Below are 13749 nucleotides of genomic sequence, written 5' to 3' on the forward strand. Positions count from 1 at the left end.
CGGTCGGCTGTTGCCAACGCTTTCTGGCAACAGGTGCCAGGGCGCGAGCCGTTGGAGGGATGACGATCGAAGAGAACGCGTTCGGCGCGGAGCTGCGCCGGCGTCGGACGGCGGCCGGGAAGTCGTTGGGCGAACTGGCCGAAGAGGTGCACTGCAGCCGCAGTTTCCTGAGCCGGATCGAGACGGGCCAGCGACGCGTGACACGCGAACTCGCGCAGCTCTGCGACGAGCGGCTGGACGCCAAGGGCGCACTGCTCGCCCTGGTTCCCGATCCCTCCTTCGAGCGCATCTCGAAGACGATCGGCGCCGGTCCGCGGGAGCGGACCGGAAAGCTGGTGAAAGCCCCTCCGGGACAGGGGAGTTCCGTCCTGGCGCGACGGCGGGACGAGTTCGACCGGCTGCTCAGGCGCGGTGACCTCAGCCATGCCACCGGGGACATGCGGGAGGCCGAGCGTCTCTACCGGGCGGCGTACGCGAGTGCCGACGGCGATCCGTCGGCCCAGGCGGAGGCCGTGATCAGGATGGCCCGCCGCTGGTCGGATCCCGGACAGGTCGACCACGAACTGCTGCAACGGATCAGGGAGAGCCTGGCCGCGCTGGGGCAGGACGGGGGAGTGGAGGCGGCCGGACTGCGGCTGCGGCTCAACGCGCACCTCGCGAAGAAGCTGTCCATGGCCGTCAGTGAGGACACCGCCGCGGGCCGGGCGGGTCCTGAGCAGGGAGCGCGGCTGGCGCGTGGCACGCTGCGCCGGCTGGCGGTGGAGGGCAAGGACGACGAGGTGCGCTGTGAGGTGCTCACCGAATGCCGGTGGGGCCTGTACGACTTCGTCCCCACCGCCGAGTCCCTGTCGCTCTCCGAACGGCTGCGGGACGCGGCGGCCGGGCACGACTCCGCGTACTTCCGCGGTGAGGCGCTGATGGCGCTCGCCATCGATCAGCTGCGTGTCGGCAAGGTCTACAGCGCGCTGGCCACGGCGAACCAGTACCGCAAGCACGCCGCCGACACCCGCAGCGTCCTCGCCGTCTGGCAGCAGCGGACCCTGGACGCCCTGCTCGACCTCTGGCACGGCCGGTTCGACCAGGCGGCGGGCTGGATCTTCGGCGAGTCGCTGACGTTCGTCGAGCGATTATCCGCGGATCTGGCCGTCCCCGCCGACAACCTTCAGCAGACCCGGCTCGGGCAGGCCTACTGGCTGCTGCGCGAACAGGGGCGGATGGCGGACCTGTTCGCCTCCGGTCTGGCCGACACCGTCGAGCGGCACGGCTACTTTCCGGTGTGGCGGGCCGGTCTTGCGCTCGCGCTGTGCGAGACCGGCCAGTACGCCGAAGGTGCGGACCGGCTCGTGGGCTTCGCGCACGACACCGCCGACTTCACCCGGTTCCCGCCCTCGGGCTGGGCGGTGCCCACGCTGGTCCTGCTCGCTGAGGTGAGCGCCGCACTCGACGCGCGGGGCGGGTTCGAGACCGAACTGCGCGAGGTCGTACCGGGACTGCGCGACCGCCTGGCCGCCCACGACGGAGAGGAGATCGCCCTCGCGGGCTGGCCGACCGTGCTGGTCGGCCCGACCGCTCGGGCCCGTGGTCTGCTCGCGCTGGCCGCGGGGGAGCCGGACTCCGCGCTCGCCGAGTTCGAGGTGGCCGCCGAGCCGGTGCGCTCCTCCCAGCCCCAACTGGCCCGTCTGCGCCTGGCCCGCGCCCGCGCGCTGCGCAGGACGGGCCGCCCCGGAACCGCCGCCCACGCCTCCCGGCTCCTGCGGGAGGCGCTGCGCGTGGCGGAGGCCTACGGGATGGCGGCCCTCGCGGCCGAGTGCGCGGCCCTGCTGGACTCCACGGCCGACGCGTGAGGGCCGTTGCCACGGTCCCGGCCGGCGGCGCACCGCGGACGGGTGCGACGGGCGCGACCTTGAGCCGGTGCCGCACCGGGCGGTGTGCGCCCCGGTCTCGCCGTGGTCGCGGCGGCGTACCCTCGCGGGACGCACTTCCCTCTGCGCTTCGAGAACCCAGGCGCGCTTGCGCATGAGGAGAGGCGTGGTTCGGGACCGGCCGGAACGGCCGGGCGGGGCCCGTTCCGTGCTCGGATCACCGACGGCTGATCCACTCGTTGGCCGGGGCGGCCGGGATACCCCTCACGGCCGACCACATGCGCGGCCGGGCGGCCGGCGCGGACCCGTACGACCGGCGGACACCCCGCCTGGACGGGGCGGCCGGGCGTTCACGGTGGGACACGAAGTCCTCCGGTGCGGTCCGGCCCGGGGCCCGGGACACCGCCACCGCACCGGAGGACTTCGCCGTGATCAAGCCGCGTGTGTGGAGATCACGCTCGTGAACGACACCACTAGGGCTTGCGGGCCACCGCCCCGTACATCGCGATGTCCTCGTCGCGGATCGGCTCGGTCTCCGTGCCGTCCGGGTGCCACTTGTGGACCTGGACGATGCCGGGCCCGACGAGTTCGAGGCCCTCGAAGAACTCCTCCGCCTCCGCGTGGGTCCGCAGGCGCATCGGCATGTCGCGCGCCGCGTACTCGCGGGCGACGCGGGCCACCTCCCGCGGGGCGAACTCGGCGGTGCCGATGGACATCGCCAGGTAGCTGCCCGAGGGAAGCGGGTCCAGCAGACGCCGGACGATGCCGACCGCGTCGGCCTCGTCCAGCACGAAGTGGACGATGGCTATCACGGTGAGGGCGACGGGCCGGGTGAGGTCGAGGGTGTCGCGCAGTTCCGGCGCGCTCAGGATCGTCGCCGGATCGAGCATGTCGGCCTCGACGTACGCCGTCCTGCCCTCGGGCGTGCTCGACAGCAACCCCTGCGACAGCGTCAGCACGATGGGATCGTTGTCCACGTAGACGACCCGGGAGTCGGGGGCCACCGACTGGGCGATCTCGTGGAGGTTGGGCGACGTGGGGATGCCCGTGCCGACGTCCAGGAACTGGCGTACCCCCGCCTCCTCGGCGAGATAGGCCACGGCCCGGTTCATCCAGTCGCGGTTGGCCTTCATGTGGATCGGCAGCGCGGGCCACTCCCGCGCCATGGCGTCGCCCGCCTCCTGGTCGGCGGGGTAGAAGTCCTTGCCGCCCAGGATGTAGTCGTAGATGCGCGCGGAGTGTGCGCTCTCGGTGTCGATACGGTCGGCCGGCCATCCGTTGTCGGGCAACGCCGCCCCTCCCATCAAGTCGTCGGTGCACAGCGGGTGTTGCGTGCGGTGAGTGAGCAGGACACACAGGACACGGCAACGGGACAAGGGTGTCGGGGAACGGGGGAACCGGACAAGGTTGTCAGAGAAGGAAGTCGGCCGCCCCCGCTTTGACGCCGGCCAGGAAGCTCGTCATCTCATGGGGGGTGAAGACCAGCGCGGGCCCGTCCGGATCGGTGGACTGACGCAGCGCGATCCGTCCGTCCAGCAGCCTCTTCGCCTCGACGCAGGCTCCGCCCGCGTCGTCGCTCCACGGCTTGGACCAGCCCTGCGCGCCGAGTTCCCGGGAGGGCATGCCGTTGCGCACGCAGGGGTCCCCCCATGGATGATTGCCTGTCGGGGGCGTGCCCCTGTGGTGGTGCACTCATAGCTCCTTGCGGATCGAGCCGAGAAGGGCCTCGGTCTTCGTGGCGGGCGCCGACTGGGCGCCCAGCCGGTCCAGCGCCTCGCGGTAGACCAGGACGTCGTCCACCTTGTCGAGATAGACGGCGCCCACCAGACCACTCGAATACACGGTGTCCGGCAGCTCGCGCGCCCTGAACCGGAAGAGGTGGAAGGCACCGGCGCGCATGGCCGGGTGCGGACCGTTCCCGAACGGCATGATCTGAAGGGTGACGTGGGGGAGCGCGTTCACCGCGATCAGGTGGTCGATCTGGGCGCGCATCACGTCGGGGCCGCCGACCGGCCACCGCAGTACGGTCTCGTCCATCACGACCCAGACGCGCGGGGGCGCCGGCCGGGTCAGCAGTTCCTGGCGGCGCATGCGCAGCGCGACCCGCCGCTCGGTCGCCTCGGCCGGGGCGTGCGGGTTGCCCGCGCCTAGCAGGGCGCGCGCGTACGCCTCCGTCTGCAGCAGTCCGTGGACGAACTCCGCCTCGTAGGCACGGATCTGGAGCGCGGCCTGCTCCAGGCTCAGATACGCGGCGAACCAGTCCGGCAGCACGTCGCGGTACGTGTGCCACCAGCCACGCTTGTTGGCCTCGCGCACCGACTTCAGGAAGGTGTCGATCTCCTGCTGGTCCGTCACACCGTAGGTCCGCAACAGCATCTCGGCGTCCGCCGGCCGCAGGCGGGCCACCTTGGCCGCTTCCATCCGGCGGATGGTGGAGTGACTGACCCCGATCGCCTCGCCGGCCCGCTCGTACGTCAGACCGGCCCGGGTACGCAGTTCCTCCAGCTGTCTGCCGAGGATCATGCGCAGGACCGAAGGCGCGCCGCCCCAGTCGGATTCCGTGGACACGCCTTACCCCCTCACAGCGGGCTTCGAGGTCGCAGTCTGTCACGATCATCCGTCGACGTGGGAAGCATGCACGTGGCACTCTGCAAATTTCAACTTGTCGGTTGCGAGGTGCTGTTCGCAGCTGCCACAGTGGTCCTATCGTCCCTGGCACGGTCAAAAGAGAGGCCACACAGCCCAGTTGGGGGAGACGGGGCTGTGGCACGACACCTCGCGCGACGAGATGGACGCATCTCGTGGCGGTACCGGGTCTCCGGGGCGGCACTGGCACCGCCTGCGGTGCAGGCAGACGAAAGGCGAACGGCGATGACCCCGCCCTCCCTCCCCCAGCCTTTGGACCGACTGCCGGGGGACGAATACCCTCACCGGGCCGGCGTGTTCGCCCTGCGCGCGGCCCCCGCGTCAGTGGGTGTGGCCCGAAGACATGTGGCCGACCTGCTGAGTGAGTGGAGTGTTGATCGTGAGACCCATGACAACGCTGTCCTCCTCATCTCCGAACTCGTCACCAACGCTCTGACGCACACGGCGAGTGAGTGGATCGTGTGCAGACTCCACATCGCCCTGGGTCCGCTCCATATCGAGGTCGAGGACCAGAACCGTGGCTGGACCCTCCCGGCCCGGCGTCAGCCGGGACCCGAGGACCAGTGCGGTCGCGGGCTCCTGCTGGTCGGCGCGCTGAGCAGCGACTGGGGCGTCAGGGACACCGCCGACGGGTCCGGCCGCGTCGTCTGGGCCGTCCTGCCGACGCGGGGTGCCGGCCCTGCCCCGCTCAGCCCCGCACCGCTCACGAACACCGCCCGGCCCATCCCCCACTCGGCCGAAGGATCTCCGTCTGATGGAACGACAGCACATTCCCGACCTGTGTGAACACACCTCAGCCCGCGACTCGTACGACCACGGCACCGCCCACGATCCGTACGGCCACGATCCGTACGGCCACGATCCGTACGGCCACGATCCGTACGGCCGGGACCCGTACGGCCACGGCGCCGCCCGCGAGTTCGGGGCCACCCTCGACCCGCGCGAGTCCGGCGCCGCCTCCGGCGGCCGGGTGCGCGCCGTGGCCGCCGACCCGCGCCGGCACGGGGCCGTTCCCGAACCGCGCAATCAACCGTCCGTGGCCCCCTCGCCCGAGCGCCCCCCGCACCTGGTGATACCCGCCGAGCTGTCCCCGAGCCTGGGCTACGACGCCGTGGGCACCTCCCGGGAACACGGTGAGCGGATCATGGACTGCCTGCCCCGTGTCGGCTGTGTCTTCGCCGACGACGAGCGGTGGTGGTGGATCGTCCCGTCCGGATCCCACATAGGTGTCACCTGGCCGTCCTCCACGCGGTACGCGGTCGGTGCCCGGCTGGCCGACCCGTCGTGGACGCGGGTCCTGCGGCGCCTGCGTTCCGCCCGCCCGCGTCTGATCCACCGCCCCGAGGGCGAGTCGCCCTACACGCCGCCGATTCCGCTGTACTTCCTCACCTGCCGTCTCGGGGGAAGTGCTCCCAGATGGTCGCTCGGCACGGGGCTCTGACCCCGAACCCGCGATGTTCGTGGGTTATGGCGACGGCGCGTGACGAGGCCGGCCCGTGCGGGCGGACCGGCCTGCGGCATCGGCTTCCTTCCCTGCGCGTTCCCCTTCTGGGAACGGGTCGGTGTGTCCGGGTGACGGCCGGGTCTAGGCCCGGGAAGTCGTCCTCGTCGCCGCGAACGCGCACAGCGCCCCCAGCACCACGGCCAAAGCGCCGATGACGATGTTGTTGATCACCACGCCGGTGTCCGGGCTGGTGCCGACCACCCACGGCGAGATGATCATCCACACGCCCATCGCGCAGATGGCCCAGCTCAGGCCGTACATCCTCTCCGGCATGACGGTGAATCCCAGTGCCAGCACGGCGATCGCGATGCCCATGACGAGGTTGTGGGCCATCAGGGCGGGCTGGCTCGCCGTGTAGTGGAGTATCCACGGGGACACGGCGCAGTACAGACCGAGCAGGAACACGGGTCCGTCGACGAGCGCCACATCGCGGCCACCCATCACGCGGGCATACCGGTCCCGCATTTCGGAGACGTCCGGGTGGGTCGTGATGTCGTTTCTGGGGTGCGAGACGTTGGCCATGGGTCGACTCCTTCGATCTCGGCAGGCCTGACCGCTTCTGGTGCGGTAAGCGCCGCTTGCGCCTATTGTGCGCTTATTTCTTCTTTATGTGTAGAGGTTCCTTTTGTTCGCCAGGGGCGGCGAGGGGCCGGGAGCGACGGGCCCGCGACCGCGCGGTGAGGCCCGGTTCGGGTTCGACGCGGTTCGCCCGCTGGAGGATCTGGGCGCGGAGGCCTGCTCGTTCCGTTCGGCGGACGCACCCGCCGGTCACCTCGCCACGGCGGTGGCCGACGGGGGTCGACGGTGACCGTCGGCTGCCGCGCTGCGGGGACGCCCGCCACATCCACCACGAGACCGAGGCCGACCACCCGCGAGGCCACCCCGGCACGGACGTCCTCCAGGGGAGCGCCGAGGTGGACAAGCCGCTGCGGCTCGGCAACCATGCCCGGTTGCGTGAACTGGCGCGCCCGCACGGCGACATGGTCGACGTGTTCAGCGCGCACGACCCCCTGGAACTGACCCGGTGCACGGACGGAGGCGCGGTGCGGGAGCCGAGTGAGAGTGAGTTGACGGCACGCCTGCCGGAGCGGATCTGGTCCACCCCCTACGTGGGCCGGCGCTTTCCCGGCTCGCCGTCCGTCGCCGCGAGACCGGGCCTCGCCGACGGCGCCAACTGCCAGTTCTTCGCCTACGAGGTGCTGCGCCACTTCGGCCCACGTCTGCCCGCCTGGCGTTCGAGCGACCTGTGGGACGACACCGTACTGACCGAGCGGGTACGGGAGTCCCGGCCGCTGGACCTGGCCCTCTTCAACGCGGACGGCCGGGCGTGGGGCGCCCATGTCGGCGTCGTCGTGGGGGAGGACCGGATTCTTCATCTCTGCGCCGAGGTGGGGCGGCCGGTGATCTGGACGCTGCGGGAGTTCGCGACGCGTGAGCGCTACCGCACGCTGCTCGGCTTCAAGAGGCCGCGGCCCGGCGGCGGATGACGGACGGGGCCCGCCTCGCCGGTCGGGGGTCGGTCCCGCGTCACTGACCCGGGGCCGGTCCTGCCCCACTGACCCAGGGTCGGCCCTGCCTCGCCGACCCGGGCCGCTCTCGGCTCCTCGCCCCGCGGGCCGGTTCCGTCCCGCCGCCCTGGAGGATCCGCGTGCCGCCCCGGAGGATCCGCGTGCCGCGCCGGGGGATCCCGTGGGCGAGTCCGCCCGAGGGTGGTGGCTCACGGTAATCGAACAGGGGCGCTCCGTGTCGTCGTTTCTCGCGTCCCCCGCCACGCGCCGACCAGGTGTACCGCCCCCGCGCCCCCCCGTTTCTCACCCGATCGGAGGAAGGGCGCGTTCCGGCCAATCCATCAGGGCCGCAGCTTCGGAATAGGGCCGAGAGCTCCGGAGCCGAAACGGGCGAGCCGGGTGGGAGGAGACATGGTGAGGCAAGCGTCAGGGGACGCCTCGGGTGCGGACATGGAGAGCGCGGACCGCGGACAGGGGGGACAGCGCGGTCCGGGGCGGCGGACGGCCGTCATCGGCGCGGGCGTGGCGGGACTCACCGCCGCCCACGTGCTGGGCCGCGCCCGGCCGGTCGTCCTGTACGAGGCGGAGGACCGGCTCGGCGGCCACGCGCACACCCATGACCTCGCCTCCCGGGACGGCAGGGTGCACCGCGTCGACTCCGGCTTCATCGTGCACAACCGCCGCACCTACCCGAACCTCCTGAGGCTGTTCGACGAACTCGGCGTCGCCACCCAGGAGTCGGAGATGAGCATGTCGGTGCGGTGCGAGGGGTGCGGCCTCGAGTACGCGGGTGCGCGCGGTCCGGCGGGCCTGTTCGCACGCCCGCGAAGCGCCGTGCGCGGTTCCTACCTCCGGATGCTCACCGAGGTTCCGGCCTTCCACCGCGCGGCCCGGCGGCTGCTCGCCGCGGGCGGCGAAGAGAGCCTGACCCTGGGGGAGTTCCTGACCCGGGAGCGCTTCTCGCCCTACTTCGTACAGCACTTCGCGACCCCGATGGTGTCGGCGGTCTGGTCCTGCGACGCCGTCACGGCAGGCCGCTATCCGGCCCGCTACCTGTTCCGCTTCCTGGAGCACCACGGCATGCTCTCGGTGAGCGACTCCCCGGTCTGGCGCACGGTGACCGGAGGCTCCCGCTCCTACGTCGACCGGGTGGCCAAACAACTCGCCGCCGTGCACACCTCCGCGCCCGTCCGGGCCGTGCGACGGCACGCCGACGGCGTGGACGTCACCACGGCGGACGGCACCACCGCGTCGTACGACTCCGTGGTGATCGCCGTCCATCCCGACCAGGCCCTGAGGATGCTGGCCGACCCCACCGGGCCGGAGCGCGAGGTGCTCGGCGCCTTCCGCTACTCCCGCAACACCACGCTCCTGCACACCGACACCGCGCTGTTGCCGCGGGCCCGGGGGGCGAGGGCCTCCTGGAACTACCTCATGCCCTCGTGCGACGCCGGCGCGGACCGGGTCAGGGTCAGCTATGACATGAACCGTCTCCAGCGCCTCGACGCGCCCGAGAACTACGTGGTCACCCTCGGCGGTGAGGACCGTGTCGACCCGGAGCGCGTCCTGGCCCGCATGGTGTACGAACACCCGGTCTACACACCGGAGTCGGTCGCCGCGCAGACCCGGCTCCCGGAACTGAACGGCCCGGTGATCGCGTACGCCGGCGCGTACCACGGCTGGGGTTTCCACGAGGACGGCTGCCGCTCCGGCGTGGCCGCCGCCGCGGCCCTCGGGGTGACGTGGTGACCGGTACCCCCGCGCTCTACCCGTGCACGGTCTCGCACGTACGGACCGCGCCGACCCGCTACGCGCTGCGCCACCGCACGTACATGTGGCTCACGGACCCCGACCGCCCGCCCCGACTGCCCCTTCCGCTGCGCCCGTTGGCCGGCTTCGACCCCCGGGACCACTTCGACGGGGACCAGCCGACCATCCGCGCCGGGCTCGACCGCTTCCTCGCCGGGCACGGCATCGATCTGCGCGGCGGCCCGGTCACGATGCTCGCCCACGCGCGAGTGCTCGGTCACGTCTTCAACCCGCTCACCCTCTACTGGTGCCACGACCCCGGCGGCGCGCCCCGCTGCGTGGTCGCCGAGGTGCACAACACGTACGGCGAACGGCACTGCTATCTGCTCCTGCCGGACGACCCCGGGACGACGCGGGAACGACGGGACGACCACCGCACCGCCGCGGCCCACGAACCTTCGGAGCCGCCCCCGTCGCCGGAGCCGCCCCCGTCGCCGGAGCCGCCCCCGTCGCCGGAGCCGCCCCGGTCGTCTGAGTCGGCCCGGTCGTCTGAGTCGGCCCGATCGCCGGATTCCGCCGGACCGCCGGAGTCGGTGAGCCGCGGGGCGGAGGCGCCCGTGCGGGCGGACCGCCCGCCGGAGCGGGAGACCCCCCGGGCCGCTAAGCGGCTCTACCGCACGGAGAAGCAGTTCTACGTCTCGCCCTTCTTCCCCGTCGACGGCCAGTACCGCATGCGGCTTCCCCTCCCGGACGACCGCCTCGACCTCATGGTGCGCCTGGAGCGCGAGGGCACCCGGCCCTTCACCGCGACCGTGCGCGGGACCCGCCGTGAGGCGACCGTCGGCACGCTGCTGCGGGCCGCGCTGCGCCACCCCTGGTCCACCGTCGCCGTCTCGGCCGCCATCCGCGTCCACGGCATCCGTCTGTACCTGCGGGGACTGCCCGTCCAGCCCCGCCCACGCCACCGAAGCCAGGAGAGTGACGCATGAGGACAGCCGAGCCCCGCTCCGCCACCGCGCAGCGCCGGGACGTGGATCCCGCCCGCTGGCCGGACGTGGTGACGCCGCCGGAGGCCTCGCGCACCCGGACCGCCGTCACCCGCGCCGTGCTGAGCAGAGCGCTGCGACGTCTGCCCCTCCAGGTACGGTTCGCCGACGGAAGCCGTCTCGGTACCGGCGGCCCGGTGATCGAGATCCACGATCCGGAGGCCTTCCACCGCCGCATCGGCACCCAGGGACTGGTCGGCTTCGGCGAGTCCTACATGGCGGGCGAATGGGACGCCCCGGACCTCGTCGCCGCGCTCACCGTGCTCGCGGGCAACGCGGCGCGGCTGATCCCGGAACCACTGCAGAGGCTGCGCGGACGGTGGGCGCCGCGCCGCCCGCACGCACAGCGCAACACACCCACCGGCGCCCGCGACAACATCAGCCGTCACTACGACCTCTCCAACGACCTGTTCGCGCTCTTCCTCGACGAGACCCTCAGCTACTCGGCGGCCCTCTTCCGCGGCTTCCCCGCCTCGTGGCCCCTGCTGGCCGCCGCCCAACACCGCAAGATCGACCGGCTGCTGGACCTCGCGGAGGTCGGACCCGGCACCCGGCTGCTCGAAATCGGCACCGGATGGGGCGAGTTGGCGATACGCGCCGCCGCCCGCGGCGCCCGGGTCACCTCGCTGACCCTCTCCCACGAGCAGCGCGATCTGGCGCGTCTGCGGGTGCGCGAGGCGGGTCTGGAGGACCGGGTCTCCATCCGGCTGTGCGACTACCGCGAGGCCGAGGGCACGTACGACGCCGTGGTGAGCGTCGAGATGGTGGAGGCGGTCGGGGCGGAGTTCTGGCCGGTCTACTTCGCGACGCTCGACGCGCGCCTCGCCCCCGGCGGCCGCGCGGCGCTACAGGCGATCACCATGCCGCACGACCGGATGCTGGCGAGCCGCGACACCTTCACCTGGATCCAGAAGTACGTCTTCCCCGGCGGCCTGCTGCCCTCCGTGGAGGCCGTCGAGCAGGTGACCCGCGAGCACACCCGGCTGCGGACCACCCGCCGGGACGCCTTCGGCGCGCACTACGCGGAGACCCTGCGGCTGTGGCGCGAACGCTTCACCGAGCGTGCCGACGAGGTCGAGGGGCTCGGATTCGACGCGACCTTCCGCCGGATGTGGACCTTCTATCTGGCCTACTCCGAAGCGGGCTTCCGGGCCGGCTACCTCGATGTCCAGCAGTATCTGTTCACGAAGGAGGACTCCACGCCGTGACCACCGTGACCACCGCCCGCCCCGCCCGTCCCGGTGCCGCCCACCGGCTCGCCGCGCTGGCCGAGGACGCACTCGGCGGCCCGCTGCCGCTGCGGCTGCGCGCGTGGGACGGCAGCGAGACCGGCCCCCAGGACGCCCCCGTGGTCGTCGTTCGCACGCGCCGCGCTCTTCGGCGCCTGCTCTGGCAGCCCGGCGAACTGGGCCTGGCGCAGGCCTACGTCACCGGGGAGATCGAGGTCGAGGGCGATCTGGCGGCGGGCCTGCGCGCCATGTGGGGTGCCGTACGGGAACGCAGCCTGCACGCGCCCCGGCTCACGCCCGCCGACCGGTTCCGCGCCGCCGGCACCGCGCTGCGCCTGGGAGCCGTGGGGCCGCGGCCCCCGACCCCCGCCTCGCAGTCACGCCTGCGCGGCGGCCTGCACAGCAGGTCCAGGGACCGTGCCGCCATCAGCCACCACTACGACCTGTCGAACGCGTTCTACCGTCTGCTCCTCGACGAGACCATGGCCTACTCGTGCGGTTACTGGACCGGTGACGCACCGGACTTCGGACCCGCCGACGCCCAGCGGGCCAAGCTGGAGCTGGTCTGCCGCAAGCTCGGCCTCGTGCCGGGTGCCCGGCTGCTCGACATCGGCTGCGGCTGGGGCTCCCTCACCCTGTACGCGGCGGAGCGCTACAAGGCCCAGGTCACCGCGGTCACGCTGTCCCGGGAACAGGCCGCGTACGTGCGGGAGCAGGTGCGCGAGCGGGGTCTCGAACACCAGGTCGACGTGGTCTGCCAGGACTACCGGGACATCGCGGGCGGCGCGTACGAGGCCGTCACCGCGATCGAGATGGGCGAGCACGTGGGGGACGCCGAGTACCCGGCGTTCGCCGCGGCCCTGCACCGGTTCGTCCGCCCGCGGGGACGCGTCCTCGTGCAGCAGATGTCGCGGGGCTCGGTGGCCCCCGGCGGCGGCGCGTTCATCGAGGCGTACATCGCGCCCGACATGCACATGAGGCCGCTCGGCGACACCGTCGGCCTGCTGGAGGCCGCGGGCCTGGAAGTGCGTTCCGTGGAGTCGCTGCGGGAGCACTACGTCCGCACGGTCGCGGCCTGGCACCGCACCCTGGAGGACCGCTGGGACGACTTCGTCCGCCTCGTGGGGGCGGAGACGGCCAGGGTGTGGCGGCTGTACCTGGTCGGCGGGGCTCTCGCCTTCCAGGAGCGGCGCATGGGCGTCGACCAGATCCTCAGCGTGCGGCCCGCTCCCGGAGGCAGCAGCGGCATGCCCGCCGCGCCGGGACACTGGTACGCGGGGGCGGAGGCGTGATGAGCGGCTTTCCCTGGGGAGCGTTCGCCCAGAACCTCGGCCTCGCGGCGGCCGCGGCGTTCGCCGTCATGCTCGGCACCTTCGCGGTGGCCGTACGCAAGGGCGTGCACCGGGTCGTGGACGTCGCCTGGGGAATCGGGTTCACGGCGGTGGCCGTGGTGTCCTTCCTGGCCTCCGCGGGCGAGGGCGACGAGGGGCGACGGATCCTGGTGACCGTGCTGACCTCGGTGTGGGGGCTGCGGCTGGCCCTGCACATCGCGCGGCGGGGCCGTGGCCACGGCGAGGACCCGCGGTACGAGGCGATGCTCGCCAAGGCGCCCGGCGACCGTGACCTCTACGCCCTGCGCATGGTCTACCTCCTTCAGGGAGCCCTGGTCTGGCTGGTGTCGCTGCCCGTGCAGGCGGCGCAGTACGTCTCCACCGGGCTGACGGGACTCACCCTCGCCGGCGCCGGGCTGTGGGCGGTCGGACTCTTCTTCGAGGCGGTGGGCGACGCCCAGCTGGCCCGGTTCAAGGCCGATCCCGCCCACCGCGGCCGGGTCATGGACCGGGGTCTGTGGAGCTGGACCAGGCACCCCAACTACTTCGGCGACTTCTGCGTGTGGTGGGGCCTGTTCCTGCTCGCCTGCGACTCGGGCGCGGCGGCCGCGGTGTCGGTCCTCTCGCCGCTGGTGATGAGCTACCTGCTGATCAACGGAAGCGGGAAGGCGCTGCTCGAGAAGCACCTGGAGGGGCGCGCGGGGTTCGCCGAGTACCAGGCGAGGACCAGCGGCTTCTTTCCGCTGCCACCGAAGTCGCGCGGCTGACGGGGCCGCGTCCGGGGGGGGCCCCCCCCCGGGGGGGGGGGGGGGGGCGGCGCGGGGGGGGGTGCGCCCTCCGGGGCCGGGGTGGGCGGGGCCGGTGCCGTGCCCGC

At 72.6% G+C, this 13749-nt stretch carries 13 protein-coding genes; 9 read left to right on the forward strand and 4 right to left on the reverse strand.

Annotated elements, in window-relative coordinates:
* Nucleotides 1–59: 59 nt before the first annotated feature.
* Complete coding sequence (locus ACFV2J_RS00350; protein ID WP_385436745.1) at nt 60–1844, forward strand: helix-turn-helix domain-containing protein; 1785 nt, start codon at nt 60–62, stop codon at nt 1842–1844.
* A 491-nt stretch (nt 1845–2335) separates the two neighbouring features.
* On the opposite strand, the gene ACFV2J_RS00355 is transcribed toward ACFV2J_RS00350, so the two are convergent.
* The 3 genes from ACFV2J_RS00355 to ACFV2J_RS00365 form a co-directional block, all read right to left on the reverse strand.
* Nucleotides 2336–3151: an SAM-dependent methyltransferase gene (locus ACFV2J_RS00355; protein ID WP_385090776.1), complete on the reverse strand. Its 816-nt coding sequence runs from the start codon at nt 3149–3151 to the stop codon at nt 2336–2338.
* A 121-nt stretch (nt 3152–3272) separates the two neighbouring features.
* Nucleotides 3273–3485 (reverse strand): DUF397 domain-containing protein, encoded by a 213-nt coding sequence (locus ACFV2J_RS00360; protein ID WP_385090803.1) that lies wholly within the window; start codon nt 3483–3485, stop codon nt 3273–3275.
* A 69-nt stretch (nt 3486–3554) separates the two neighbouring features.
* On the reverse strand, nt 3555–4430 hold the full coding sequence (locus ACFV2J_RS00365) for a helix-turn-helix domain-containing protein (protein WP_385436747.1): 876 nt from the start codon (nt 4428–4430) through the stop codon (nt 3555–3557).
* 303 nt (nt 4431–4733) lie between these two features.
* On the opposite strand from ACFV2J_RS00365, the gene ACFV2J_RS00370 reads away from it, so the two are divergent.
* On the forward strand, nt 4734–5294 hold the full coding sequence (locus ACFV2J_RS00370) for an ATP-binding protein (protein ID WP_385090782.1): 561 nt from the start codon (nt 4734–4736) through the stop codon (nt 5292–5294).
* Nucleotides 5263–5949 carry a hypothetical protein gene (locus ACFV2J_RS00375; protein WP_385090785.1) on the forward strand — a complete coding sequence of 229 codons (687 nt, stop codon included), beginning with the start codon at nt 5263–5265 and terminating at the stop codon, nt 5947–5949. The genes ACFV2J_RS00370 and ACFV2J_RS00375 overlap by 32 nt, the downstream gene beginning before the upstream one ends.
* Before the next feature lie 144 nt (nt 5950–6093).
* Here ACFV2J_RS00375 and ACFV2J_RS00380 read toward each other — a convergent pair whose 3' ends face one another.
* On the reverse strand, nt 6094–6534 hold the full coding sequence (locus tag ACFV2J_RS00380; RefSeq protein ID WP_385090788.1) for an SPW repeat protein: 441 nt from the start codon (nt 6532–6534) through the stop codon (nt 6094–6096).
* Between the two features lie 392 nt (nt 6535–6926).
* Here ACFV2J_RS00380 and ACFV2J_RS00385 point away from each other — a divergent pair, with 392 nt between their 5' ends.
* The 6 genes from ACFV2J_RS00385 (at nt 6927) to ACFV2J_RS00410 (ending at nt 13642) form a co-directional block, all read left to right on the forward strand.
* Entirely contained in the window at nt 6927–7499 is a 573-nt protein-coding gene (locus ACFV2J_RS00385) for a hydrolase (protein ID WP_385090791.1), read from the forward strand.
* Nucleotides 7500–7970: 471 nt separating this feature from the next.
* The gene (locus tag ACFV2J_RS00390) at nt 7971–9269 is read left to right on the forward strand and encodes an NAD(P)/FAD-dependent oxidoreductase (protein ID WP_385090806.1); all 1299 of its coding nucleotides are present in this window, start codon (nt 7971–7973) and stop codon (nt 9267–9269) included.
* Nucleotides 9266–10258: a DUF1365 domain-containing protein gene (locus ACFV2J_RS00395; RefSeq protein WP_385090794.1), complete on the forward strand. Its 993-nt coding sequence runs from the start codon at nt 9266–9268 to the stop codon at nt 10256–10258. Before ACFV2J_RS00390 ends, ACFV2J_RS00395 begins: the two co-directional genes overlap by 4 nt.
* Nucleotides 10255–11523, forward strand: a complete 1269-nt coding sequence (locus tag ACFV2J_RS00400; RefSeq protein WP_385436751.1) for a class I SAM-dependent methyltransferase — start codon at nt 10255–10257, stop codon at nt 11521–11523. The genes ACFV2J_RS00395 and ACFV2J_RS00400 overlap by 4 nt, the downstream gene beginning before the upstream one ends.
* Nucleotides 11524–11528: 5 nt before the next feature.
* A complete protein-coding gene (locus ACFV2J_RS00405; RefSeq protein WP_385090809.1) occupies nt 11529–12836 on the forward strand; it encodes a class I SAM-dependent methyltransferase in 1308 nt (435 codons plus the stop codon).
* Nucleotides 12836–13642: a DUF1295 domain-containing protein gene (locus ACFV2J_RS00410; protein WP_385090800.1), complete on the forward strand. Its 807-nt coding sequence runs from the start codon at nt 12836–12838 to the stop codon at nt 13640–13642. Before ACFV2J_RS00405 ends, ACFV2J_RS00410 begins: the two co-directional genes overlap by 1 nt.
* The last annotated feature ends 107 nt before the right edge of the window (nt 13643–13749 follow it).

This window comes from Streptomyces sp. NPDC059668 (assembly GCF_042734135.1).
Taxonomy (GTDB): Bacteria; Actinomycetota; Actinomycetes; order Streptomycetales; family Streptomycetaceae; genus Streptomyces.